The 24262-nt window shown below is 64.9% G+C and carries 20 protein-coding genes and 2 pseudogenes; 8 read left to right on the top strand and 14 right to left on the bottom strand.

Annotation, left to right across the window (positions count from 1 at the left end):
- Positions 1–43: 43 nt before the first annotated feature.
- From XI08_RS13015 to XI08_RS12985, 7 genes are all read right to left on the bottom strand, one after another.
- Positions 44–1330, bottom strand: coding sequence for an RNA polymerase sigma factor (locus XI08_RS13015; RefSeq protein ID WP_271574681.1), 1287 nt, complete (start codon positions 1328–1330; stop codon positions 44–46).
- Positions 1331–1463: 133 nt separating this feature from the next.
- Positions 1464–1871, bottom strand: coding sequence for a YciI family protein (locus tag XI08_RS13010; RefSeq protein ID WP_271574680.1), 408 nt, complete (start codon positions 1869–1871; stop codon positions 1464–1466).
- A gap of 118 nt (positions 1872–1989) precedes the next feature.
- Positions 1990–2682, bottom strand: coding sequence for an AprI/Inh family metalloprotease inhibitor (locus XI08_RS13005; protein ID WP_027548008.1), 693 nt, complete (start codon positions 2680–2682; stop codon positions 1990–1992).
- Positions 2682–3671 carry a 2-hydroxyacid dehydrogenase gene (locus XI08_RS13000; protein ID WP_271574679.1) on the bottom strand — a complete coding sequence of 330 codons (990 nt, stop codon included), beginning with the start codon at positions 3669–3671 and terminating at the stop codon, positions 2682–2684. The genes XI08_RS13005 and XI08_RS13000 overlap by 1 nt, the downstream gene beginning before the upstream one ends.
- Positions 3671–4489 (bottom strand): ABC transporter permease, encoded by an 819-nt coding sequence (locus XI08_RS12995; protein WP_271574678.1) that lies wholly within the window; start codon positions 4487–4489, stop codon positions 3671–3673. Before XI08_RS12995 ends, XI08_RS13000 begins: the two co-directional genes overlap by 1 nt.
- Positions 4486–5301, bottom strand: a complete 816-nt coding sequence (locus XI08_RS12990) for an ABC transporter ATP-binding protein (protein ID WP_271574677.1) — start codon at positions 5299–5301, stop codon at positions 4486–4488. Before XI08_RS12990 ends, XI08_RS12995 begins: the two co-directional genes overlap by 4 nt.
- Before the next feature lie 104 nt (positions 5302–5405).
- On the bottom strand, positions 5406–6428 hold the full coding sequence (locus XI08_RS12985) for an ABC transporter substrate-binding protein (protein WP_271574676.1): 1023 nt from the start codon (positions 6426–6428) through the stop codon (positions 5406–5408).
- A gap of 150 nt (positions 6429–6578) precedes the next feature.
- Here XI08_RS12985 and XI08_RS12980 point away from each other — a divergent pair, with 150 nt between their 5' ends.
- The 4 genes and pseudogenes from XI08_RS12980 to XI08_RS12965 all read left to right on the top strand — a co-directional run bounded on the left by XI08_RS12980 (position 6579) and on the right by XI08_RS12965 (position 11312).
- Positions 6579–7385, top strand: a complete 807-nt coding sequence (locus XI08_RS12980) for a creatininase family protein (RefSeq protein WP_271574675.1) — start codon at positions 6579–6581, stop codon at positions 7383–7385.
- Between the two features lie 139 nt (positions 7386–7524).
- Positions 7525–7788, top strand: a complete 264-nt coding sequence (locus XI08_RS12975) for a hypothetical protein (RefSeq protein WP_028175107.1) — start codon at positions 7525–7527, stop codon at positions 7786–7788.
- Between the two features lie 211 nt (positions 7789–7999).
- Positions 8000–8819: pseudogene (locus XI08_RS12970) on the top strand (DUF1194 domain-containing protein); the annotation flags it as partial.
- Positions 8820–9341: 522 nt separating this feature from the next.
- The gene (locus tag XI08_RS12965; protein ID WP_271574674.1) at positions 9342–11312 is read left to right on the top strand and encodes a carbohydrate porin; all 1971 of its coding nucleotides are present in this window, start codon (positions 9342–9344) and stop codon (positions 11310–11312) included.
- A gap of 211 nt (positions 11313–11523) precedes the next feature.
- On the opposite strand, the gene XI08_RS12960 is transcribed toward XI08_RS12965, so the two are convergent.
- The gene (locus XI08_RS12960) at positions 11524–13599 is read right to left on the bottom strand and encodes a methyl-accepting chemotaxis protein (protein ID WP_271574673.1); all 2076 of its coding nucleotides are present in this window, start codon (positions 13597–13599) and stop codon (positions 11524–11526) included.
- A 243-nt stretch (positions 13600–13842) separates the two neighbouring features.
- Here XI08_RS12960 and XI08_RS12955 point away from each other — a divergent pair, with 243 nt between their 5' ends.
- Positions 13843–15141, top strand: coding sequence for a hemolysin family protein (locus XI08_RS12955; RefSeq protein WP_271574672.1), 1299 nt, complete (start codon positions 13843–13845; stop codon positions 15139–15141).
- A 238-nt stretch (positions 15142–15379) separates the two neighbouring features.
- On the opposite strand, the gene XI08_RS12950 is transcribed toward XI08_RS12955, so the two are convergent.
- The 3 genes from XI08_RS12950 to XI08_RS12940 form a co-directional block, all read right to left on the bottom strand.
- Complete coding sequence (locus XI08_RS12950) at positions 15380–15619, bottom strand: PilZ domain-containing protein (RefSeq protein ID WP_027547998.1); 240 nt, start codon at positions 15617–15619, stop codon at positions 15380–15382.
- 102 nt (positions 15620–15721) lie between these two features.
- Positions 15722–17347: an FMN-binding glutamate synthase family protein gene (locus XI08_RS12945; RefSeq protein WP_271574671.1), complete on the bottom strand. Its 1626-nt coding sequence runs from the start codon at positions 17345–17347 to the stop codon at positions 15722–15724.
- Positions 17348–17791: 444 nt separating this feature from the next.
- Positions 17792–18565: a ferredoxin--NADP reductase gene (locus XI08_RS12940; RefSeq protein WP_027547996.1), complete on the bottom strand. Its 774-nt coding sequence runs from the start codon at positions 18563–18565 to the stop codon at positions 17792–17794.
- Positions 18566–18939: 374 nt separating this feature from the next.
- Here XI08_RS12940 and XI08_RS12935 point away from each other — a divergent pair, with 374 nt between their 5' ends.
- Positions 18940–19740: an ATP-grasp domain-containing protein gene (locus XI08_RS12935; RefSeq protein WP_271574670.1), complete on the top strand. Its 801-nt coding sequence runs from the start codon at positions 18940–18942 to the stop codon at positions 19738–19740.
- Positions 19741–19920: 180 nt separating this feature from the next.
- On the opposite strand, the gene XI08_RS12930 is transcribed toward XI08_RS12935, so the two are convergent.
- Positions 19921–20847 (bottom strand): amino acid ABC transporter substrate-binding protein, encoded by a 927-nt coding sequence (locus XI08_RS12930; protein WP_271574669.1) that lies wholly within the window; start codon positions 20845–20847, stop codon positions 19921–19923.
- A gap of 9 nt (positions 20848–20856) precedes the next feature.
- Complete coding sequence (locus XI08_RS12925; protein ID WP_271574668.1) at positions 20857–22155, bottom strand: dicarboxylate/amino acid:cation symporter; 1299 nt, start codon at positions 22153–22155, stop codon at positions 20857–20859.
- 211 nt (positions 22156–22366) lie between these two features.
- Here XI08_RS12925 and XI08_RS12920 point away from each other — a divergent pair, with 211 nt between their 5' ends.
- Positions 22367–23368: an NADP-dependent oxidoreductase gene (locus XI08_RS12920; protein WP_271574667.1), complete on the top strand. Its 1002-nt coding sequence runs from the start codon at positions 22367–22369 to the stop codon at positions 23366–23368.
- 256 nt (positions 23369–23624) lie between these two features.
- On the opposite strand, the gene XI08_RS12915 is transcribed toward XI08_RS12920, so the two are convergent.
- Positions 23625–23834, bottom strand: a complete 210-nt coding sequence (locus tag XI08_RS12915) for a hypothetical protein (protein ID WP_271574666.1) — start codon at positions 23832–23834, stop codon at positions 23625–23627.
- On the opposite strand from XI08_RS12915, the pseudogene XI08_RS12910 reads away from it, so the two are divergent.
- A pseudogene (locus XI08_RS12910) lies at positions 23833–24262 on the top strand (hypothetical protein); the annotation flags it as partial. The gene XI08_RS12915 and the pseudogene XI08_RS12910 sit on opposite strands and share 2 nt — an antisense overlap.

Below are 24262 nucleotides of genomic sequence, written 5' to 3'. Positions count from 1 at the left end.
AGGAGCCCGCCAAAGCGGGCGTCTCGAACCGTTTTAGCGCGCCTCAAGCCATGCCGCCGGCATCGGCAATGTCTGCCGCACGTCGTTCCATCAACACGCGCTCGCGCGCATTGGTGGCAAGACGGGCGGCGGTCTCGAACGATACCCGCGCCTCGGCGAAACGCCCGAGCTTTTGCAGAAGGTCGCCGCGCACGGCCTGGAGATGGTGATAAGTCCTGAGCGCCGGCTCGTCGGCGATCAGTTCGACGAGATCGAGCCCGGCCTGCGGCCCTTCGGCCATGCCGAGCGCGACCGCGCGGTTGAGTTCGATCACAGGCGAGCGCACCAGCGTCGCAAGCTGGCCATAGAGCTCCGCAATGCGCCGCCAGTCGGTGCTTGCGGCCGTCTCCGCGGTGGCATGACACGCGACGATGGCGGCCTGCAGCGTGTAGAAGCGGCCGGCACCGCCGAGCGCGCGCGCGCGATCCAGCGCCCGAAGGCCGCGGGTGATCTGCAGCCGATCCCACAGCCCGCGATCCTGGTCCATGAGCAGGATGGGCTCGCCATCGTGGTCGGTGCGGGCATGCATCCGCGCGGCATTCAGGTCCATCAGCGCCATGAGACCGTGCACCTCGGGCTCGAGCGGCGCGAGCCCGACCAGCACCCGTCCCATGCGCAGAGCCTCGTCGCAGAGCTGCGGCCGCAGCCACTCCTCGCCGCGAGAGGCCAAATAGCCCTCGTTGAAAATGAGATAGACGACCTCGAGCACCGAGGCGAGACGCTCGGAAAGCGCCTCGCCGCTCGGCGTTTCGTAGGTGAGGCCCGACCGCGAAAGCGTGCGCTTGGCGCGGACGATGCGCTGGGCGATGGTTGCCTCCGTGACCAGGAAGGCGCGCGCGATCTCGTCGGTGGTCAGGCCGCAGATCATGCGCAACGCCAGCGCCGCGCGGGCCTGCCGCGGCAGCAGCGGGTGGCAGGCCGTGAAGATCAGCCGCAGCCATTCGTCACCGATGTCGTCGTCGAGGGCGGTGTCGAAATCGGGCATCGCGTCCTGTTTCTGCATCAGGTCGTGCGTCAGCAGGTCCTGCTTGCGGGAGAGCATTTTTGCCCGGCGCAGATGATCGAACGCGCGGCGCTTGGCTGTCGCAACCAGCCAGGCGCCGGGATTATCCGGCACCCCGCTGAGCGGCCAGGCTTCCAGCGCAGCGACCAGTGCGTCCTGGGTCAATTCCTCCGCGAGCGTCACGTCCCGCAGCATGCGCGACAGCGTCGCGATCAGCCGCGGCTGCACGACGCGCCAAGTTGCGTGAATCGCGGCGCGGATCGCGCGATCGGTGTCGGCGGCCGTCATCGCCGCCGACTAGAGCCCTTTCCATTCCGACGGAATCGGAACGGGGCTCTAGATTCTTGTTTTGACGCGTTTTCTTTGCGCGAACCGGTATCCACTTCGCTCGAAAACGCTCTAGGACGAGCGGTGGTGTTCATCAGCCGTGGGCGGCGACCCTGGAACGCGCGTCGATCTCGCACGCCACGTCCACGCCCGGCGTCGCAAATGCCCGCAATTCGCAGGTACCGTCCCATCCCGGCATGTGATCGAGATGCAACTGCATGAATTCCTTCGCCATGGCCAGGGCTTCCGTCTTGTCGCGCAGCTCGAAAATGGCGTAGCCGCCGATCACTTCCTTGGCCTCGACGAAGGGGCCGTCGATGACGCTGAGCTCGCCGTCGACGATCTTCACCCGTGCGCCGGTCGCAAGCGGCATCAGGCCGCCATTGTCGAGCATTCGACCGGCCTTGATCTCCCGCTCGGATATTTTCTGCATCGCCTCCGCCAGTGCCGGGGACGGGCCTGCCATCGGCTGGCTGGAGGTCACGATGTACATGAAGCGCATGAAAAACTCCCCTGGCGCGAGCAGCGACCGCTCCGGCCGCAAACCGGCTCGCTATGGATGTGACGATTGAGCCTCGGCCAAATCGACATCGCCGGGAGAAATTATTGGCCGGGAGAAATTATTGCCGCAGCATGATCAGGGGATCGGCGGTATCGGGAACCCGCCTCCACTGCGCGTTGTCGTCGGCCTCGAACTGCCAGATATCGCCCGATTTCGACATCAGGATGATCTGGCCGCGTTCGAGCCGCCATTGCGTCGGGTTGAACTGCGCGATCGCCGCATCGCATCTCGGCTTGAGGAAGACCTGGAAATTGTCGGGCCCGGCCTCGGTATTGGTCAGCGTCAGCCCGCAGACCGGCTGGCCGTTGCCGCGCACCATCGACCAGTCGCCGATCATCTGGTCCATCGACTTAGCCATCGAACGGGCGGCGGCGAGGTCTTGCAGGATGTAGACGCCCTCGCCCTGCCGCAGCCCCTCGAAGATACCGGCCTCGACCTCGGTGAAGTCGATCACCGATTCCCCGGTCGCATCCTGCAAGCGAACGATGTCGAGACCCCTCACGCTCCAGGCGACTATGTCCTTGGTGAAGGGCAGCGCGGTCTTGCAGGCCGGCTCCAGCTCCAGCTTGAAGCCCTGGCCGGCGGCGTCGGCCTTCATCGTGACGACGCAGGTCTTGCTGCGCTCGGTGGTCGAGAGCTCCCACTGCCCGGGCATCTGCTTCTTCAGGGTCGTCGCATCCTGCGCCAACGCAGGGCCGACCGCGGCGACACATGCCGCGATGGCCAATGCAACGACCCGAAGAACGGTCATCAGCGCCCCTTGAACGGCGTTTCCGCAACCGGGGTCAACGGCGCCTTGCCGGCGAACCAGGCCTTGAGATTGTCGACGACGAGCTGGTCCATCGCGTTGCGCGTCACCACCGAGGCCGAGCCGATATGCGGCAGCAGCACGACGTTCTGCATGCTCTTGAGCTCGTCCGGCACGCTCGGCTCCGCCGCGAACACGTCGAGACCGGCGGCGAGGATGGTGCCGGACTTCAGCGCCTGCACCAGCGCCGGCTCGTCGACCACCGAGCCGCGCGCCACATTGATCAGCACGCCGCGCGGGCCGAGCGCCTTGAACACCTCGGCATTGATCATCTTGTTGGTGCTGGCGCCGCCGGGCACGATCACCATGAGCGTATCCACCGCCTTCGCCATCTCGATCAGATCGGGATAGTGCTTGTAGGAGACGTCCTTGGACGGGTTGCGGGAGTGGTAGACCACCGGCACCAGCGACGCGTCGAGCCGGCGCGCGATCGCCTGGCCGATCCGGCCCATGCCGACGATGCCGACCTTGCGGTCGCGCAGCGAGCCGACGCTGAGCGGATAGTTCTGCGTCTGCCAGAGCCCGGAGCGGACGTAACGGTCGGCCTTGATGAACTCGCGCACGGTGGAGATCAGGAGGCCCATCGCGACATCGGCGACCTCCTCGGTCAACACGTCGGGCGTGTTGGTGACGATGATGTTGTGCTCGGCCGCGTATTTGGCGTCGATATGGTCGTAGCCGACGCCGAAGCTTGCCACCATCTGGATCTTGGGCAGTTGCGACAGCGAGTCCTTGTCGGCGCGCACCGTGTGATAGGTCACGGCCACGCCGCGGATCTTTTCACGGATCGCGGGCGTCAACCGCTCGAGGTCGCCTCGCGTCTCGGCCTTGTGCACGACGAAATGATCGGAAAAACCGTTCTCGAGGATCGGCCGCACCGGCCCATAGATCAGAAGGTCGGTCTTTTCGGACGAAATCGAACCGGCGGTCATCAGTTTTCCTTTCCAAGCGCGCTTTCATGCCAGCGCCGTAAAACGAGGTGGGAAACTAGCGCCAGCACCCCATAGATGACAATCCCGGCCAGCGACAACAACAGCAGCGCGGCGAACATGCGGGGTATGTTCAATCGGTAGCCTGACTCGGCGATCCTGTAGGCGAGCCCGGAGCCGGCGCCGGCCGTTCCGGCCGCGATCTCGGCCACGACGGCGCCGATCAGCGACAGCCCGCCGGCGATGCGCAGGCCGCCGAGGATATAGGGCAGCGCCGCCGGCAGCTTCAGGAAGCGCAGGGTTTGTGGTGGCGAGGCGCCATAGAGCTGGAACAGCCCGGCGAGGTTGCGGTCGACCGAATTGAGCCCGAGCGTGGTGTTGGAGAGCACCGGGAAGAAGGCGACGATGAAGGCGCAGACGACGACCGCGGTCTGCTGCTCCAGATAGATCAGGAGCAGCGGTGCAATCGCGATCACAGGCGTCACCTGGAGCACGACGGCGTAGGGGAACAGCGAATATTCCACCCATTTCGACTGGTTGAACAACAGCGCCAGTGCGATACCGCCGACGCTCGCCGCCACAAATCCTTCCAGCGTGGTCAGAAGCGTGGTGGCGAGCGATTGTGACAGCACCGCCCAGTCCTTGATCAGCGTCAGGAAGATGACGGAAGGCGCCGGCAGCACGTAAGGCGGGATCTCCCTGATGCGGACCACGAGTTCCCAGGCGAGAAGCCCGGCCGCAAGCACGACGACGGGAAGCACGAAGCGCACCGCGCGGTGCGCGCCCGACGGCCCGGCGGTGACGGAGGGCTGCGCGCTCATAGCACCGGTTGTCCCGAATAGGACGGCGCCAGCGCCGCCGACACCTTCCGGCAGTAATCCGAATAGGCGGCCGAGGTGCGAAACTCCTCGGTCCGCGGCTCGACCGTCTCGATGCGGATGTCGGCATGGATCCGGCCGGGCCGCGCCGTCATGACCACCACACGCTGCGACAGATAGACGGATTCGAACACCGAATGGGTGACGAAGATGACGGTCTTGCGCAGGCTGCGCCACAGCGCGAGCAAATCGTTGTTGAGGCGGAAGCGCGTGATCTCGTCGAGCGCCGCGAACGGCTCATCCATCAGGAGGATATCGGGGTCGGTGACGAGCGCGCGCGCCAGCGAGACCCGCATCTTCATGCCGCCGGACAGCTCGCGCGGATAGGCGTCGGCGAAATCGGCAAGGCCGACGCTCGCGAGCGCGTCGTCGGCGCGCGCGCGTGCGTCCGCTTTCGCCACGCCTGCGAGCTTCAAGGGCAGCCGCACGTTCTCGCGCACGCTGGTCCAGGGCATCAGGGTCGGCTCCTGAAACACGAAGCCGATGCCGTGCCCCGGCTGCGCAGGTCCCTCGTGACGCGCCACCCGCACGATGCCGGACGACGGCGCACTGAGCTCCGCGATCAGCCGCAGCGCGGTCGACTTGCCGCACCCCGACGGCCCCAACAGCGAGATGAACTCGCCCTTGCGCACGGCGAGATCGAGCGGCCCAAGCGCCACGACGCCGTTGTCATAGACCTTCGTCACGCCGCGCAGCCTGACGGCGAGAGCCGTCAGGCTGGCCTCGACCCCGGACGAGGTTTTGCGCTCTACCATCGAACGCTGGCTGTGATGTGGTGGGATCGATCGGCAACCTTAACCTCTCCCCAGCGGGGAGAGGTGAACCGCGCCGCGACATATCGATCTAACTCCGGCATGCGTTACGGCTTGGTCGGGCGCAGCTCGACGCCGACGCCCTTGTTGACGAAGCGCAGCGTGTAGGACTTGCGGAAATCGAGATCGGGCTTCACCACACCCGCCTTCACCATCTTGTTGAAGAAGGAGGTGTAGCGCTCGTCGCTCATGGCGCCGATGCCGTTCTTGAGCGACTCGCCGGAATCAACGATGCCATGTTCCTTCATCTTGGCGACGGAATAGGCCAGCAGATCGTCGGTCATTTCAGGGTTGAGCTGCTTGATCATGGCATTGCCGGCGGAATTGTCGCGGTAGATGTAATTGTACCAGCCGATCATGGAGGCATCGACGAAGCGCTGCACCAGATCGGGCTTCTTCTCGGCGATGTCGCGGCGCGTCTCGATCAGGGTCGAGTAGGTGTTGAAGCCGTAATCGGCGAGCAGCAGCACGTTCGGCTTGAAGCCGGCGGCCTTCTCGACCGCGAAGGGCTCGGAGGTGACGTAACCCTGCATCGCGCTCTTGGGATTGGCGATGAAGGGCTGCGGGTTGAAATTGTAGGGCCTGACGTTCTTCTCGTTGAAGCCGTATTCGGACTTCAGCCACTGGAAGTAGCTGGTCATGCCTTCCTTGGAGACGAACAAGGTCAGCGGCTTGAGGTCCTCGATCTTGGCGACCTTGGCATCCGGCTGCGTCAGCATCACCTGCGGATCCTTCTGGAAGACCGCGGCGATGGTGACGACGGGGACGTTGTTGGCGACCGCGTCGAACGACATCAGCGTGTTCGCGGCCATGAAGAAATCGATCTTGCCGGCGATCAAGAGCATCCGGTTGTTCTCGTTGGGACCGCCGGGGACGATGGTGACATCGAGCCCGTACTTCTTGTAGGTGCCATCGGCGACCGCCTGGAAGAAGCCGCCATGCTCGGCCTCGGCGACCCAGTTGGTACCGAAGGTGACCTTGTCCAGGGTCTCGGCGCGCGCCGGGACGACTGAAACCAAAGCGGCCATCAAGCCCGCCGTTAACGCTCGCCGCAGATGAGAGGGGCTCATGATGGGACTCCGTCGATCGTGGCTGGCCGATGCCAGTCCAACGCGATAAAACCGCAAGACATCGGGGACGCGAGCCGGCCAGGCCCGCGTCCCCTCCATACCCCAAATTACGTGACAAATTCGGGCAAAGAAACCTCCAAGGAAAACTTGATGACGCCGTCCCGCGACTGGACCGAGATCCGCTGGGCCGATGCCGGTCCAATGGAGGCGGCGCGCTGGATCGCGGTGCTGCCGCTGGCGGCGACCGAACAGCACGGCCCGCATCTGCCGCTCGCAACCGACGTGCTGATCGCCGACGCCTATCTGGCGCGCGTGCGCGAGCTTTTGCCCGCAACCGTTCCGGCCAGCTTCCTGCCCGTCGAACCGGTCGGGATTTCCACCGAGCATATCGACTATCCTGGCACGCAGACGCTGCCGACCGATGTGGCGCTGAAGCGATGGACCGCGATCGGCGAGGAGGTCGCGCGTCGCGGGGTGAAGAAGCTCGTCATCATCACCAGCCATGGCGGCAACAGCGCGGCGATGATGCTGGTCGCGCAGGATCTGCGCGCACATCACAAGCTATTCGTGGTGACGACGTCATGGTCGCGGCTGTCGGGCGCGGACAAGCTGTTCCCGGCCGAAGAGGTGCGCCACGGCATTCATGGCGGCGCGGTCGAGACCTCGATCATGCTGGCGCGCTATCCCGACCAGGTGCGCACAGATGCGATCGCGGATTTTCCCGCGAGCAGCGTCGCGATGGAGACGCAGTATCGCTGGCTGTCGACGCAGCGGCCCGCGCCATTCGCCTGGCAGGCGCAGGATCTCAACGCCAGCGGCGCCATCGGCAATGCGACGCTGGCCGTGCCCGAAAAGGGCGAGCAATTGCTGGATCAGGGCGCGACGGCCTTCTGCGAGCTGCTCACTGAGGTCGATAACTTCGACGTGAACAGGCTCGCCAAGGGCCCTCTCGGCTAGCCAACATCCTCCTGAAATCATTGAGGAAAGAACCTCAACCCGGGGTCGCATCCGGCGTCTTCGAACCGGACGCGCGGAGCCTCCGTCCAACTGGGCACGCGGGCCACAACGGACCGCCTCAACCCGGATGGAGTTTCACATGTCGATCAAGACCAAGATTGCCGCCGCAGCTCTCGCTGCCCTCGCCGTCACCGGCAGCATCGTGTCCACCACCTCCTCGGCCGAAGCCAAGCAGCCCGGCTGGGTCTGGGGTGTGGGTGCCGGCATCGCCACCGCCGCCGTCGTCGGCTCCGCGATCGCCGCCAGCAACGACCCCTATTACTACGGCTATCACCGCTGCGGCTGGGTCGCTCAGTACAACGCCTTCGGCCAGTACGTCGGCCGCGTTCGCAGCTGCTACTGATTTGAGTACCTGAGGCCGATCTCACGTGGATCCCGCGTCCGACACGGGCGCCTCATCCACCCCGTGTCGTGCCCCCGACCCCGCCCGGCTGTCCCCCCGGGCGGGGTCAACCGTTTTGGGGCCAGAAAAGCCCGGCCACGGCTTGGCTCAAGCTGTCCTTCCGATTGCACGTTCCGCGTGTCAGGATACGAATGGGTGCTGGAGGGCGAGCGTGAATTGGCGGGTCTCAATTGGATCGATCCTGATTGCGATCCTGACATCGGCACAGGCATTTCCCGAGCCGGCCTCACAGCCGCAGACAGCGCCCCAGGGCGACAGTCGCCCCGCCGTGGACGTCGAGCTCGTGATCGCGGTCGACATTTCCTACTCGGTGCAGCCGGACGACCTGGCAGCTCAACGCGAAGGCTATGCCAAGGCCATCGTCTCGGAGGAGTTCCTGCGGGCCTTGCGGACCGGCCCTGTCGGCAAGATCGCGCTGACCTACTTCGAATGGTCATCGGCGAAAGATCAGGACGTCGTCGTCCCCTGGCGGCAGATCGACGGACCGGAAGCGGCCGAGGCCGTCGCAGCTGAAATCATGAAGGCACCGATCCGCCGCGGTTCGCGCACGTCGATTTCGGGTGCGATCAAGTTCGCCATGCCGCTGTTCGAGCAGAACCCGTACCGGGGCGCGCGCCGCATCATCGACGTTTCGGGCGATGGCCCCAACAACAACGGCGATCCTGTCGCCACCGCGCGCGGCACAGCAGTGCAGCAGGGCATCGTCATCACCGGCCTGCCGATCGTGATCAATGCAACGCCTCCTGGTCAGGTGGACATCAGCCATATCGATCATATCGATTGGTACTATGAGGATTGCGTGGTCGGCGGCCCAGGTTCCTTTGTTGTGCCGGTCACCGATCGCGAAAACTTCAAGAAAGCTGGCGCTCGAGGTCGCGGGCCGTACGCCGGATCAATCGCCGGCCCCCTCAGTGGACAAGAAACCGCGGGTTCTCTGCACGATTGGCGAAAAACTCTGGCAGCAGCGGTGGGACACGATCACACCGGCGACCAATAGTCCGGCGATGAGCAAACCGGCGGCGAACAGTCCGTCGAGCAAGGAGGACGCGCTGCTCGACAGGAAAATCAAGGGCATCTGCCGCGGCTGCTAGGCGCCTCCACTGGCCGGTGGCCGGCCGTCGAGCCTTTCGCGATGCCGCCACCCCTTCCATCCGTCACGGATAGGTCCTCCAGCAAAGGCCGGGCTCCGCTCGTGCAGTTCGGGTTCCTGGCTCCTTTAGGCGATGTTGCAGTCCCGTCACACAGCGGTGCGAACCATCATCTGCGGCAATCCGTGTCAGTTGCTATTGCGAATTAATCGCAATAAGGTTTGTAGCAAGCACGGGGACTTGGGAAGAAATCGCGTCGAATCGAGATCATCTCGGCCGATCGCGTGACCAACCGGAACCTGGTGACAGGATCGCCGCGAATCGGCAGGGATGTCGGGGCGGCTGGGGCACATTTGCGTTTTGGGGGCGTGCGTTTTGACGTTGAGGGGTCACCGACACCGGTACTTGCGGACAGCCGCGGCGATTGCCTCGGGTGTACTGGCTTTTCCCACCGCCGGCCGCGCGGCGGATCTGCCGCTGAAGGCACCGGCCTTGAAGGCCGTCTATGACTGGACCGGCCTCTACATCGGCGCGCATGCCGGCTATGGCCGCGGTTCGTCCCGCTTCGCGCTGAACGACGGCACCGCGATCGGCGACAGCGGCGTCTTCAGCGGCATGATCGGCGGCGTGCAGGCCGGCTACAATTACCGGCTCAATTCCGGCTGGCTCGTCGGCGTCGAAGGCGATTTTTCGTTTCCCAACTACATCACCTCGAACTCGATCGTCTCCTTCCTGTCGACACCCGCCAACACCGTCACGCAGCAATGGGACTACACCGCCAGTCTGCGCGGCCGCGTCGGCTACACCAGCGGTCCGTGGCTCGTCTATGCCACCGGCGGCTTCGCCTGGATGGGCGAGCGCTATTTCGACACGCCGCCCTCCGGCGCCGAAGTCCCGAAGATCCTGAACACGCGGCCCGGCTGGATCGCGGGTGCCGGCATCGAATACGGCTTCGCACCGCATTGGAGCGCGCGGCTCGAATACCTCTATAGCCGCTTCGACGGTGCCAACGTCGCCTTCTCCACGGGGGCCCAATACACCTCCTCGTCGCTCGACTTCCAGCAGGTCAGGCTCGGCCTCAACCGCAAGGTCGATTGGCCGGGCATGCCGAGCTACAATCCGAAGAGCTCCCTGATCGACACGGAATCGGATCGCTGGGAGATTCACGGTCAGAGCACCTATCTGCCGCAAGGCTATCCGTCGTTTCCCGCTCTCTACAGCGGAACGAACTCTCTCTCGCCGTCGGCGCAGGCCAAGGCGACCTGGAGCAACAGCCTGTTCCTGAACGCGAAGCTGTGGGACGGCGGCGAGGTCTATTACAATCCCGAGCTGCTCCAGGGATTTGGACTGAACGACACGGTGGGCGCGGCCGGCTTCCCCAACGGCGAGGCGCAGAAGTCGAACTTCCCCTATCCGCACTACAACACCTCGCGCCTGTTCGTGCGTCAGACCTTCGGCTTCGGTGGCGAGCAGGAAGAGCTCGCGAGCGGCCAGTTGCAGCTCGGCCAGAAGGTCGACGTTTCCAGGCTCACGGTGCAGGCCGGCAAGTTCGCGGTGGTCGACGTGTTCGACGGCAACGCCTACGCCAAGGACACCCGCAAGGATTTCATGAACTGGTCGCTGTGGGCGCCGGGCGCCTTCGACTATTCCGCCGACAAGGTCGGCCTCACCTATGGCGTCACCGCCGAATTGAACCAGAAGCAATGGGCGCTGCGCGGCGGCTATTTCCTGATGGTCGCGGAGCCCAATTCGAATCACTTCGACACCAAGGTCGGGGAGCGCGGCCAGTACGTGCTCGAGCTGGAGACGCGCTTCTCGCTGTTCGGCCAGCCCGGCAAGCTCAGGACCATGGGCTGGGTCGACAGCGCCAATATGGGCAGCTTCCGCGAGACGCTGGACAATCCCGCGCTCAACCTCGACATCGCGCAGACCCGGCGCGGCCGCCTCAAGGTCGGCTATGTCGTCAACCTCGAGCAGGCGATCACCGACGATGTCGGACTGTTCGGCCGCTGGAGCTGGAACGACGGCAAGAGTGAAACGCTGGCCTTCACCGACATCAATCGCAGCCTGTCCGGCGGACTGTCGATCAAGGGCACGAAATGGGGCCGGCCCGACGACGTGATCGGCATCGGCGGCGCCGTCAACGCAATCTCCCAGGACTATCGCGACTTCCTCGCCGCCGGCGGGCTCGGCGTGCTGATCGGTGACGGCGCGCTCAACTATCGCAAGGAGCGTATCCTCGAGACCTATTACGCCTATGCGCTGAACAAGGCGCTCACCTTCACCGCCGACTACCAGCTCATCGTCAATCCCGCCTACAACGCGGATCGTGGCCCGGTGTCGGTGTTCTCCGGGCGGCTCCACGGCGAGTTCTGATCGCGGGCGCGCGCCTCGTCCTTCGAGACGCCCGCTTCGCGGGCTCCTCAGATGAGGCTAAGCAGCATTGGTGCCCGTCGAAACTGCGGCCGCCCACTCTGTCCTCATCCTGAGAGCCCGCCAAAAGCGCGCGCCTCGTCCTTCGGATGGGCCACAGGGACGTCGCTCTGCAAATGCGCTTGCGACCCCAGCGGGGAGATACGTTCGCTTTCTACGCGGCCCGGATCGCGCCCAGGAACTTGCCGACCTCGATCTTGAGACGCGTGCTCTCGCCCGACAGCGATTTGGCTGCCGCGAGCACATTCGAAGATGCCGATCCGGTCTGGCTCGCGCCGCGCTGCACGTCGACGATGCTGGCGGAGACCTGCTGGGTGCCACGGGCCGCCTGCTGCACGTTGCGGGAGATCTCCCGCGTCGCCGCGCCCTGCTCCTCGACCGCCGAGGCGATCGCAGACGCGATCTCGGACATGCGGGTGATGGTGTCGCCGATCGACTTGATGGCGCCGACGGAATCCTCCGTCGCCGCCTGGATTCCCGCGATCTGCTGGCTGATCTCGCCGGTGGCCTTGGCGGTCTGCTCGGCCAGCGCCTTGACCTCGGAGGCGACGACGGCAAAGCCGCGGCCGGCCTCGCCGGCACGCGCCGCCTCGATGGTGGCGTTCAGCGCCAGAAGATTGGTCTGGCCCGCGATCTGGCTGATGAGCTCGACGACGTCCCCGATCCGGCCGGCGGCCTTGGCCAGCTCGCCGACATGGTCGTTGGTCCGCCCCGCCTGCTGCACCGCCTCGCCGGCGACACGCGCGGAGTCCTGGACCTGACGGCTGATCTCGTCGACCGACGAGGCCATTTCCTCCGCCGCCGCGGCAACGGTCTGCACGTTGGTGGAGGCCTGCTCGGACGCGGCCGCGACGGTCGCAGTGACCTTTTCCGATTGATCGGCCGTGCTCGTCAGCGTTCCCGCCGAGGCCTCCAGCTCCGACGATGCCGACGCGACGGTGTTGATGACGTCGCCGATCATGGCTTCGAAGTCGCGCGCAATCTGGTCCACGCGCTGGCCGCGACGGAGCCTCGCCTCGGCTTCGACCGCGGCCGCCTCGTCGGCGGCCTTCTTGGCGACGAGCGAATCCTTGAAGTGCCGCAGCGAGCCCGCCACCTGGCCGATCTCGTCGTTGCGGCCCGTCGCGGGGATCTCGACTTCATGCTGTCCGGCGGCGAGCGTCCCGATCACGTCCGCGAGCCGGCTAAGCGGCGTCACCACGCGGCTGCGCAGCATCATGGTCACGCCACCGAGCGTCCCGAGCAGCGCCAGCACGGCCACGCCCGCGAGGGCGAGCATCGCCAGCGCGCCATCGCGCGCGGAGGCGGCGCGCTCGGCAGCTTCGGCCAGCGCGGCGTCGCGCACGCCGTAGAACATCTGGATGGCCGGCACGATGACACTGGCCAGCTCTTCGGCGTTGACGCCGTACTTGCCGTCGCTACGGGCCGCGGGCATTTCCTTGTCCACGACGAGCGCAGCTTTCCCGAAATAGGAGTCCGTCGCCGCCTTCAGCGCGGTGGCGATGCGGGGCGGGTTTCCGAGCTGGTCGATGCCGGCCTCGATGCGCTCGCGGTCGGCTTCTACACGCCCCTGCATACGATCCATCAGCGAGATCTCGGCCGCCGCGAGCGGGCGGCGTGCGCTCAGCGCCGGCGACAGCGTGGCGGCGCGGCTGCCGGCCGAGACGCGCAGATCCTGCGCCGTCCGCGCCAGGCTCAACAGCGCTGCAAGCGAGGAATCGGCATTGACGACCTTCGCCTCGAGCCGGTTCATGACCGGTTCGATATTGCCGAGCACCTCGGCAACACCGGGCAGGAAACCCTTGATCGCGGCGCTGTCGCGCGCCGCCAGCGGAACGCTCATCGCGCGATCCGCCGCGGTGTGGATCTCCTTCAGCCGCCGCGCGGCACGGTCGAGATGCTCGGCAATCGCTCCGCCGTCATCCAGCACCACGATGGCCCGCCTTGCGCTCTCGAAGGCGGTCTCGGCGGCTTTCGCGGCCTTCGCGGCGACGTCGATCTGGGCCTGCGTTGCAGCGGCTTCCTGGAAGATCGGTCCAATGTAGGGGGCACGAAGGCCGGCGACTTGCTGGCTGACCATCAGGGTCGCACCAAAAGCGTCAACCGTCTTGATCGCGTCGGAGCGGTTCGTGAAGATGCGCGCCTGGGGTATCAGCACCTCGGCGCCGAGGATGACTGCAAAAACCGTCACCGTCAGCATCGACAGCGCGAAGAGCTTCCCGATCCGCATCCTTGGGTCCCCGAACACATTGCTACAAATGTCGAAAACCTAGCTGGCGGCCACTAAGGGCCCGTTAAGCAAAGGCCCGTAGTTCCGCGGAGTGTCCTGGGCCGCGCGGGTCTGCCGAACGCTGTCGTCGCCCGGTTCCCCGTGGTGCGAGATGCGACAGAATTGCCGGGATTTTCCCCGCAAAATACCTATATCAATGCTTGCGTCGCCATCCGGCCGCACTCGCATACCTCCGGAACATCAATGCTCTCGGTCGAACTCGTCATCGTCGTCGTCCTGATCGTCATCAACGGCCTGCTATCCATGTCCGAGCTGGCCGTGGTCTCGTCCCGCCCGGCGCGCCTCTCGCTGCTCGCGGCCAAGGGCGTGCGCGGCGCCGACCGCGCGCTGACGCTGGCGGCCGATCCCGGCAAATTCCTCTCGACGGTGCAGATCGGCATCACGCTGGTCGGCGTGCTCTCGGGTGCATTCTCCGGCGCGACGCTCGGGCAGCGGCTGGCGCAATGGCTGGTCGAGCTCGGCCTGTCCGCCGGCATCGCCGACATCGTCGGCGTCGGCATCGTGGTCACGCTCATCACCTACGCCACCCTGATCGTCGGCGAGCTGGTGCCGAAGCAGGTGGCGCTGCGCGACCCCGAGAGCATCGCGGTCAAGGTCGCGCCCGCGATGCACGTTCTGGCGCGGGTTTCACTGCCGCTCGTCTTCCTGCTCGATCTCTCCGGCAAGCTGATCCTCACGCTGCTCGGCCGCGGCGGCAAGGCCGAGGAGAAGGTCTCGGAGGACGAGATCCATCACCTCGTCAGCGAAGCCGAAAACGCAGGCGTGCTCGAACCCGGCGAGAAGGAGATGATCGCCGGCGTGATGCGGCTCGGCGACCGGCCGGTCGGCGCCGTCATGACGCCGCGCACGGAGGTCGACGAGATCGACCTGAACGACGCACCGGAAGCCATTCAGCAGATCATCGCCAAGAGCCCGCATTCGCGCTTTCCGGCCTCGGACGGCGAACGCGACAAGCCGATCGGCGTGCTCCAGGCCAAGGACCTGCTGGTCGCGTTCATGAACGAACGCACGCCCGATCTGCGGGCGCTCGTCCGCGAAGCGCCAAGCATTCCCGCCTCGGCGGATGCCCGCGACGTGCTCGCGATCCTGAGGGCCGCTCCGGTCCATGTCGGTTTCGTCTATGACGAGTACGGCGCCTTCGAAGGCGTGGTCACTGCGGCCGACATCCTGGAATCGATCGTCGGCGCGTTCCATTCCGAGGAAGGCCCGCCGGAGCCGGCCTATGTCAAGCGCGCAGACGAATCGCTGCTGGTCGCCGGCTGGATGCCGGTCGACGAATTCGGCGAGCTGCTCGGCATCGAGCTGCCGCCGCACCATCGCTTCTACACCGTGGCGGGCCTCGTGCTGCAACACTTCAACGTGCTGCCCAATGTCGGCGACGCCTTCGACCTCGGCGGCTGGCACATCGAGGTGGTCGATCTCGACGGAAGAAGGATCGACAAGATTCTGGCGAGCCGGAGAGATGAGCAGGCGGCGGCGTGAGTTGCGCGCTTGTGTGTGAGAACGCGGGACGGCGTACCAACCTCCACTCGTCGTCCCGGCCTAGTGCGCAATTGCGCACGGGGGCCGGGACCCATAACCACAGGATTGAGTTTGACGAAGACTGGTAGTTGCGCGGTACTGCGACCTGCGCATTAGCGATCAATCACGCGGTATGGGTCCCGGCCTTCGCCGGGACGACCGCGGAGCAAGAGGCGCGAACTTGCCTCAAGCAAAGACCTCACCCGAACTTCACACCGATCCGCTTTTCCTTGCGCCAGACCACGGTGCACGCCAGCTGCTTTCCGTCGGCCTGGATGAGCAGGGTGAAGTGTTCGGGAATGCCGACCGGGCTGGTGACGTCGAGGGCTGCGCCGGTGTCCGAGAAATTGCGGACGGTGCAGTCGATCGCGCCGCCGCCGAACTCGATCGTTCCGGCCTTCAGCACGCGATGTCTGGCTTTGTCGCGTCGCTCGTCCATGGGATGAATCTACACCCAAAGTTGAATCAGACGTTAAGCCCCCGCTCTGCTCGCGACAATTCTACGGCCTCGCGCGGACGCTTCATACCGTGGCCCGGCGCTTCACAGCGCCGGCTGGAACGTCTCCGCCCGCGCCATCCGCCAGGCGTCGCGGAAGCGCGGGTCTTCCGTGCCTTCGAGCAGTTCGCCCGGACGCAGCGCCGGATAGAGCTGCGCAAATGATTGCACCTGGGTCGTCGACGTCCGTTGGCTGAAATGGATCGGGCGCAGCTGCTGGGGATGTTCGAGACCGGCCGCGGCGATCAGCTCGGTCAGCGAGTGCAGCGTCGCATGGTGGTAATTGTGCACGCGGTCGATCTTGAGCGGCACGTAGAGCGCGCGCGCCCGCGTCGGATCCTGCGTCGCGACGCCGGTCGGGCAACGGTCGGTATGGCAGCTCAGCGACTGGATGCAGCCGAGCGAGAACATGAAGCCGCGCGCCGAATTGCACCAGTCGGCGCCGATCGCCATCGCCCGCGCCATATCGAAGGCGGTGGCGATCTTGCCGGAGGCGCCGAGCTTGATGCGGTCGCGCGCATTGATGCCGATCAGCGCGTTGTGGACGAAGTTGACGCCCTCGCGCATCGGCATGCCGAGATGGTCCATGAACTCCAGCGGCGCCGCGCCGGTGCCGCCCTCGTTGCCGTCGACGACGATGAAATCGGGATAGATGCCGGTCTCCAGCATCGCCTTGCAGATCGCCAGGAATTCCCAGGGATGACCGATGCACAGCTTGAATCCGGCCGGCTTGCCGCCGGAGAGGCGTCGCATCTCCGCGATGAACTGCATCATGCCAACAGGCGTCGAGAAGGCGCGGTGCGAGGCCGGCGAGATGCAGTCCTCGCCCATGGACACGCCGCGGATCTTGGAGATCTCCTCCGAGACCTTCGCCGCCGGCAGCACGCCGCCATGGCCGGGCTTGGCACCCTGGCTGATCTTGAGCTCGACCATCTTGATCTGGTCTTCGCCGGCGACGCGCGCGAACGCCTCGGGATCGAACGTGCCGTCGAGGTGACGGCAGCCGAAATAGCCCGAGCCGATCTCCCAGATGATGTCGCCGCCCATCTCGCGGTGATAGGGGCTGACGCCGCCCTCGCCGGTGTCGTGGGCGAAGCCGCCCTTCTTCGCACCGGCATTCAGCGCTCGCACCGCGTTCGGGCTGAGCGCGCCGAAGCTCATCGCCGAGACGTTGAACACCGATGCCGAATATGGCTTTGCGCAATCGGGGCCGCCGATGGTGACGCGAAACTTCTCCTCGGCATGCGTCTTCGGCGAGACCGAGTGATGCATCCACTCGTAGCCCTCGCGGTAGACGTCCTCCTGGGTGCCGAACGGACGCTTGTCGAGCTGCATCTTGGCGCGCTGATAGACCACCGCGCGGATGTCGCGCGAGAACGGCATGCCGTCCTTCTCGCTCTCGAAGAAATACTGCCGCATCTCGGGGCGGATTTCTTCCAGCAGGAAGCGGATATGCGCCGAGATCGGGTAGTTGCGCAGAACCGCATGGCCCTTCTGCATGAGGTCGCGGACACCGAGCAGCGTCAGCGCGCCAAAGATCAGGATCGGGATCAGCAGGATGTCGAAGATCTTGCGGTCGGCGATGCCGAAGCCGATAAGGAGCGCGGTGACGACCGCGCAGATCGTCAGCACGATGAAGCGCGGCGAGAACGGAATCAGCAGGGTTTCCATGGCCCCCTCTTCCAGGGGCCCACGCTTCGATTTTGGCGCTTTGCTATTTTCGTCGGCCACGATTCCCATCCTCTCGCCAGCTTGAGGCGGTACGATACGCCCGCGCCTGTCATACGGATATGACGCGGCGCTTGTTTCAGGCTAGCGAATTCGGCCGCGGCAAATCAATCCGCCGAGAGGTTAGGCTTTTGCAGTGCAGCAGAGGGAGTGGGGATGGGAGGAGGCCGCCGGCTGCCACAAACCGAGCTGTCATCCCGGGCAAGCGTCAGCGCAGACCCGGGATCCATAACCACAGGATTTCGTGACTGAGAAAGCTGTCACTGCGAGTCTTCGCCAAACCACGTCCTGTGGCTATGGATCCCGGATCGGCGCTCCGCTTCGCTGCGCTTGTCCGGGACGACGAGTTGAATGGGACACGAGATCGCGCCACCCATTCAAGAGGACTCAGCGCTCGACGAACGCCTTCTCGATCACGAAATGGCCGGGCTTGTTGCCGCTGCCTTCGACGAAGTCGCGGCCTTCGAACATCACCTTCAGCTCTTCCAGCATCGCCGGGCTGCCGCACATCATGATACGGTCGGTCGCGATGTCGAGCGGGCCCTGTCCGATGTCGTTGAAGATCTGCTCGGAGCTGATGAGGTCGGTGATGCGGCCGCGATTGCGGAACGGCTCGCGGGTCACGGTCGGGTAGTAGACGAGCTTGTCAGCGAGCAGCTCCCCGAACAGCTCGTCCTCGCGCAGATTGGCGACGAGCTTCTCGCCATAGGCGAGCTCGGAGACCTGGCGGCAGCCATGCACCAGCACGATGGTCTCGAACTGTTCGTAGACGTCGGGGTCCTTGATCAGGCTCGCGAACGGCGCGAGGCCCGTCCCGGTCGAGAGCAGCATCAGCCGCTTGCCGGGGATGAGGTTGTCGGTGATCAGCGTGCCGGTCGCCTTGCGGCCGACCAGGATGGTGTCGCCTTCCTTGATCTTCTGGAGGCGCGAGGTCAGCGGGCCGTCCTGAACCTTGATCGAGAAGAACTCGAGCTCTTCCTCGTGGTTGGCGCTCGCCATGCTGTAGGCGCGCAGCAGCGGACGGCCGTCGACCTCGAGGCCGATCATCGCGAACTGGCCGTTCTGGAAACGGAAGCCGGTATCGCGCGTGGCGCGGAAGCTGAACAGCGTGTCGGTCCAGTGCTGGACGGAAAGAACCTTCTCTCGGTAAAACGCGCTCATGATTTTCGATATTCCGAATAATTGCGGTTTTAGGGCAAAAGCATTGCCCGGCCCTGAAAGCGGGGCGGACACCATTGCCATGGCGGAGGATTTCGCGTGTGTGATCTACGCCATTGAGACCAATAATCAACCTCGTTTCGGGTGCAATTGATGCCGATCAAACCGGCATTTGCGAGGGAATTGGCCGCGCCATTAACGAATCTGCTGCGTGGCGCGCGCACAGGGCAATTTCTTTTCCCTTTCGGGCTCGACGGCAGCACTTAATTTCCGTCGCGCTCGCGAGAATTTCATTAAGAATAGCTCTGATTTTCACCCCGGCCTGGCGCAGAACCCCGCATTTTTGCGGCTTTTAGCGACAGGAGTGACTGAGACCCATGGCCAGCAGCGAACGCATCTTCGTCCAGGCGATCCGGCGCTACTGCGCCCGCCATGGCATTGCCGTCGACATCCGCGCCGGCGGCTGGCTGATCGCGATGCGCCGGGGCGAGGCGCGCCACTTCGCCTTCGGCTACGATATCGGCCTCAACAGCGCCATCGCGCATCGCCTCGCCAACGACAAATCGGCGACGGCCGACGCGCTGACGCTCGAAGGCGTGCCCTGCATTCCTCATCATCTCTTCCTCAACCCGAAGCTGGGCAAGGATGTCGTTGGCGCCACCTGGCGAGAGGCAATGCTCGTGCTGCTTCACGACCATCCGCAAGGTGTGGTGGTGAAGCCGAACGAGGGGACATCGGGGCGATCGGTGTTCAAGGTGACGACGGAGGCGGAACTCGACCACGCGGTTGGCGAAGTCTTTTCGATGAGCACGGGGCTCGTGATCTCACCCTATGTCGCGATCGAGCAGGAGATCCGCGTGGTGCTGCTCGATGACGTGCCACTTGTCGCCTACAGCAAGCAGCGTGGATCGGATTGGCGGCACAATCTCGACGCCGGCGCACGGCCGGTGCTGATGGAGGACGGCGAGGTTCGCGCGGCCTGCGTCAAGCTCGCCGCCGACGCCGCCACGGCCATCGGCATCGCCTTCGCCTCGATCGACGTGGTGCGCGCGGATGGCGCGTGGCGCGTGCTCGAGATCAATTCCGGCGTGATGATGGAAGCGCTGGCGAAGCTGCATCCGGAGCTGGTGCAGGCGACGTATGACGCGGCGCTGGACCGGGTGTTTGGCAAAAGTTAGGAGCCACGGGCACGCTGCACCCTCTCCCGTTGTGGGAGAGGGTGGCTCGCCGCCTTGGCGGCGAGACGGGTGAGGGGTCTCTCTCCGCGAGCACACCTCACGCAGCAGCATTCGAGGTTAGAACCCCTCATCCGGCGCTTCGCGCCACCTTCTCCCACAAGGGGAGAAGGGAAGTAAGCGCTAATTATTCGCGCTCGCCGAATCGTCCATCGCCTTGAAGGCTTCCTCGAGTTGCAGCGAGATCGGCACGTTCAGCCGTTCGCCGGTCGGAAGCCTGGCGGTGAACCATTTGTTGTAGAGCGGGACGAGGTCGCGGTTGGAGCCGAGCTTGCGGAAGGTGCGCTCGACCACGGCCGACAATTGCGGCTCACCCTTCCTGAACATGATGCCGTAGGGGTCATAGGACAGGTAATCGCCGGTGACGCGGAACTTGTCCTGCGCCTTGTGGCGCGCGATCAGGCCGGAGAGCAGGATGTCGTCGGTCGCGAACGCATCCGCCTTGCCGTCGACGAGCATCTGATACGACTGCTCGTGATCCGGCGAGGTGACGATGTTCAACCCGAGCGAGGACTTCTTGTCGGCCGCCTGGATCGCCTGCTCGTTGGTGGTGCCCTTGGTCACCACCACGGTCTTGCCCTTCAGATCGGTCAACGACTGGACCTTTGACGCCTTCGGCACCATCAGCTTGGTGCCGGCGACGAATATCAGCGGGGAGAAGGCGACGCGCTTGCCACGCTCGGCATTGGCGGTGGTCGAGCCGCATTCCAGGTCGATCTTGTTCTGGAGCACGGCGTCGATGCGGTCGTCCGAGGTGACCTTGACGTAGTCGATCCTGAGATTGGGATCGTCGACCTCGACGCCGATCTCCTCGACGATCGCCTCGCAGAGTTCGAGGCTGTAGCCGATCGGGCGGCCCGACTGGTCGAGGAAGGAGAACGGCGGTGAGCTCTCGCGATAGCCGAGCCGCACGACATGCGCTTTCTTGATGGCCGACAGCGTCGGGCTGAGCCCTTCGCTGCTGGTCTGGGCGAATGCTGTGGTCGCGAGCAACGATGCCGCGAGCCAGAGGCAGCCGCCGATCACTGACCTTGTCAGTGTCTGGCCCATGATGCGCTCCTAACCATGGCCGGCCATGGCGGGCACTTCGCCGGGCACCATGTCGCCGGGCACGGCGTCGCCTGGTCCCATCTCATGCTCGGGCCCAAGCTCGCCTTCCCACTTCGCCACGACCGAGGTCGCGAGCGTGTTGCCGATCACGTTGGTGGCGCTGCGGCCCATGTCGAGGAAGGTGTCGATGCCCATGATCATGAGCAGGCCGGCCTCGGGGATGTTGAACTGCGCCAGCGTCGAGGCGATCACGACGAGGGAGGCGCGCGGCACGCCGGCGACGCCCTTGGAGGTGATCATCAGCGTCGCCAGCATCGCGAGCTGCGTGCCGAGCGGCATGTCGATGTGGTAGCTTTGCGCGATGAAGACGGCCGCGAAGGTGCAGTACATCATCGTGCCGTCGAGGTTGAAGGAATAACCGAGCGGCAGCACGAAGCTCGAGATCCGCGACGAGGCGCCGAAGCGGTTGAGCGCCTCCAGCGTCTTCGGATAGGCCGCCTCCGAGCTCGCGGTGGAGAACGCGATCATCAGCGGCTCGCGGACCAGCTTCAGCAGATGGCTGTAGCGCGGCCCGATCACGATGAAGCCGACGATCACCAGGATCGTCCAAAGGATCGCCAGCGAGAGATAGAAGCCGCCCATGAAGACGACGAGCTTCCAGAGCACCAGCAGGCCGTTCTTGGCCACCGTCGCCGTGATGGCGGCCCACACCGCGAGCGGCGCGAACAGCATCACATAGCTCGTCACCTTGAGCATGATGTGGCCGATATCGTCGATCAGCGCCAGGATCGGCTTGGAGCGCTCGGGCATCGCGCCCATCGCCACCGAGAAGAACACGGCGAAGATCACGATCTGGAGGATCTCGTTCTGCGCCATCGCGTCGGCGATCGAAGTCGGGATCAGATGGGTCAGGAACTTCTCGATCGAGAAGGCCGAGACCGGCAGGCCGGTCGATTGGCCTGCCGCAGGCAGCGTGCCGGGGAAGTTGGCGCCAGGCTGGAGCAGGTTGACCATCACGAGGCCGAGCAGCAGCGAGACGAAGGAGGCGCTGATGAACCAGCCCATGGTCTTGGCGAAGATGCGGCCGAGCTTGGAGCCCGAGCCCATATGGGCGATGCCGCCGACCAGGGTCGCGAACACCAGCGGCGCGATGATCATCTTGATCAGGCGCAGGAACATCATGGCGATCAGGTTGATGGACGAGGCCCAGTCGGCGCGCGTATCGGGCAGAAAGTTGTAGATCGCCGAGCCCATGATGATGCCCAGCACCATCGCGCCCAAGATGTATTGCGTAAACCTGTTCGACATTGCTTACCCCCACGTACACCGGCGCTTCATGATGTCGCAGATATGACGGCTACGCAACACGCTTGGCGGGTGGCCGCGTTGGCCGGATGTTCCCGTTGTGAAACTGCCTCCCGCGATCTAGCCTTCATGCAGCGCACAACGAATGCGGCCTGCACGTTTTCTTTGCGGCGGCTGCATCAATAATCGTCAAGCAAACGAAGAGGGAAACGCCATGAGCGGCAACATCAATCGCCAGATTCTTCTGGTGGAAAAGCCGAGCGGCAAGCTCGGCCCCGAACATTTCAAGATGGTCGATGGCGCGATGCCGGAGCCGAAGGACGGCGAGGCTTTGCTGCGCGTGCGTTACATCTCGCTCGACGCCGCCAACCGCGCCTGGATGCATGGCGCCACCTATCGTTCAGCCGTCGAAGCCAACAGCGTGATGGCCGGCGGCGCCATCGCCGAGGTCGTCAGCTCGAAGGCGCCGGGGTTGGCTGCCGGTGACATCGTGTTCGGCGACACCGGCTGGCAGGAGTTTGCCGCGGTGCCAGCAAAGCATCTCACCAAGATGCCGAAGCTGGAGCCGATGACGCATCTGCTCAGCGTGTTCGGCATCGCCGGCCTCACCGCCTATTTCGGCCTGCTGGAGGTCGGCAAGCCCAAGGAGGGCGAGACGGTCGTGGTCTCGGCCGCCGCGGGCTCGGTCGGCTCGATCGTCGGGCAGATCGCCAAGATCAAGGGATGTCGCGTCATCGGCATCGCCGGCGGCGTCGACAAGTGCAACTGGCTGACCTCCGAGCTCGGCTTCGATGCCGCCGTCGATTACAAGGACGGCGCCGTGTTCAAGGCCCTGCGCGCGGCCGCGCCAAAAGGCATCGACGTCTATTTCGACAATGTCGGCGGCGACATTCTGGAAGCCTGCCTGCCGCAAATGAACAATTACGGCCGCATCGCCTGCTGCGGCGCGATCTCGCAATATGACGGCGCGCCATCGGCGCACGGTCCGCGCGGCGTGCCCGGCCTGATCGTGGTGAAGCGGCTGGTCATGCAGGGCTTCATCGTGATGGACTACATGAAGGACAGCCAGCGCGCGCTTGCCGACCTCCAGGCCTGGGTCAAATCCGGCAAGCTGAAGGTGCAGGAGGACATCATCGACGGGTTGGAGAACACGCCGAAGGCGCTGATCGGATTGCTCGCGGGCGAGAACCGCGGCAAGCGCATGGTCAAGCTCTGACGACGTATTGTTTGAGCAGGATCTCCGCGCAAACGCGTTCCGCGTTTGTCGCGAGGGAAAACCGCTGCACACTTTGCGCTAACGCGGCCCTTCGGATCCGGATCATGCTCTAGTTTCGTCGCAATTGCGCTGGCATTATCTACTTGCGGTAGAGGCCAAAGCATCCAAAGATACCGCGCGCGAGGCATCACTCGCGGCGATTGCGCTTGCATTACATTTGAAAACCGTCGGCGTTACCGACAGGGCAGGAAATCACTCAGATGTTCAACACGTTGAAACATGCATCAACGCGCACGGCGCTGCTCGCGGCCGCGCTCTTCGCAACTGCAACAGGCGCCTTCGCGCAAGCACCGACCGACGCGCAGAAGAGCGCCATGCGGTCCGCATGCAGTTCGGACTTCATGGCGCACTGCGCGAGCGTCACGCCCGGCGGCGTGGAAGCATACCAATGTCTGGCGAAGAACATGTCCAGCCTGTCACCTGGATGCCAGACTGCGGTTCGCGCGGTCGAGCCCGCTGCGGCTCCGAAGACCGAAGCCGCTCCCGCCGCACCAAAGACCGAAGCTGCGCCCAAGACCGAAGCGGCGCCTGCGGCGCCGAAGGCTGAATCGGCGCCCGCTGAAAAGCCCGCCGCCGCACCTGCGCCAAAGGCAGCTGCCGCCAAGCAGCCGAGCAGCGCGCAGGTTGCTGCGGTCAAGAGCGCGTGCCGCGCCGACTATCCCAAGGTCTGCGCCGGCGTACCGCCCGGTGGCGCCCCCGCGCTCGAATGCCTGGAAAAGAACAAGGCAAAGGTTTCGCCCGCCTGCGAGAAGGCCCTGAGCGCCGCGGCCGGCGGCGGCGCGGCAACAACGGCAGCGCCTGCGGGCGCGGCTCCTGCAGCGGCGGCAGCACCGG

The sequence above is a fragment of the Bradyrhizobium sp. CCBAU 11361 genome (assembly GCF_028128935.1).
Classification (GTDB): domain Bacteria; phylum Pseudomonadota; class Alphaproteobacteria; order Rhizobiales; family Xanthobacteraceae; genus Bradyrhizobium; species Bradyrhizobium niftali.
This window is presented reverse-complemented; position numbering and strand designations above follow the sequence as displayed.

Excerpts from the sequence above, each read along its gene's own strand:
- XI08_RS13015 (WP_271574681.1), bottom strand. The coding sequence starts at position 1,330 with ATGACGGCCGCCGACACCGATCGCGCGATCCGCGCCGCGATTCACGCA.
- XI08_RS13010 (WP_271574680.1), bottom strand. The coding sequence starts at position 1,871 with ATGCGCTTCATGTACATCGTGACCTCCAGCCAGCCGATGGCAGGCCCG.
- XI08_RS13005 (WP_027548008.1), bottom strand. The coding sequence starts at position 2,682 with ATGACCGTTCTTCGGGTCGTTGCATTGGCCATCGCGGCATGTGTCGCC.
- XI08_RS13000 (WP_271574679.1), bottom strand. The coding sequence starts at position 3,671 with ATGACCGCCGGTTCGATTTCGTCCGAAAAGACCGACCTTCTGATCTAT.
- XI08_RS12995 (WP_271574678.1), bottom strand. The coding sequence starts at position 4,489 with ATGAGCGCGCAGCCCTCCGTCACCGCCGGGCCGTCGGGCGCGCACCGC.
- XI08_RS12990 (WP_271574677.1), bottom strand. The coding sequence starts at position 5,301 with ATGGTAGAGCGCAAAACCTCGTCCGGGGTCGAGGCCAGCCTGACGGCT.
- XI08_RS12985 (WP_271574676.1), bottom strand. The coding sequence starts at position 6,428 with ATGAGCCCCTCTCATCTGCGGCGAGCGTTAACGGCGGGCTTGATGGCC.
- XI08_RS12980 (WP_271574675.1), top strand. The coding sequence starts at position 6,579 with ATGACGCCGTCCCGCGACTGGACCGAGATCCGCTGGGCCGATGCCGGT.
- XI08_RS12975 (WP_028175107.1), top strand. The coding sequence starts at position 7,525 with ATGTCGATCAAGACCAAGATTGCCGCCGCAGCTCTCGCTGCCCTCGCC.
- XI08_RS12960 (WP_271574673.1), bottom strand. The coding sequence starts at position 13,599 with ATGCGGATCGGGAAGCTCTTCGCGCTGTCGATGCTGACGGTGACGGTT.
- XI08_RS12955 (WP_271574672.1), top strand. The coding sequence starts at position 13,843 with ATGCTCTCGGTCGAACTCGTCATCGTCGTCGTCCTGATCGTCATCAAC.
- XI08_RS12950 (WP_027547998.1), bottom strand. The coding sequence starts at position 15,619 with ATGGACGAGCGACGCGACAAAGCCAGACATCGCGTGCTGAAGGCCGGA.
- XI08_RS12945 (WP_271574671.1), bottom strand. The coding sequence starts at position 17,347 with ATGGAAACCCTGCTGATTCCGTTCTCGCCGCGCTTCATCGTGCTGACG.
- XI08_RS12940 (WP_027547996.1), bottom strand. The coding sequence starts at position 18,565 with ATGAGCGCGTTTTACCGAGAGAAGGTTCTTTCCGTCCAGCACTGGACC.
- XI08_RS12935 (WP_271574670.1), top strand. The coding sequence starts at position 18,940 with ATGGCCAGCAGCGAACGCATCTTCGTCCAGGCGATCCGGCGCTACTGC.
- XI08_RS12930 (WP_271574669.1), bottom strand. The coding sequence starts at position 20,847 with ATGGGCCAGACACTGACAAGGTCAGTGATCGGCGGCTGCCTCTGGCTC.
- XI08_RS12925 (WP_271574668.1), bottom strand. The coding sequence starts at position 22,155 with ATGTCGAACAGGTTTACGCAATACATCTTGGGCGCGATGGTGCTGGGC.
- XI08_RS12920 (WP_271574667.1), top strand. The coding sequence starts at position 22,367 with ATGAGCGGCAACATCAATCGCCAGATTCTTCTGGTGGAAAAGCCGAGC.
- XI08_RS12915 (WP_271574666.1), bottom strand. The coding sequence starts at position 23,834 with ATGTTCTTCGCCAGACATTGGTATGCTTCCACGCCGCCGGGCGTGACG.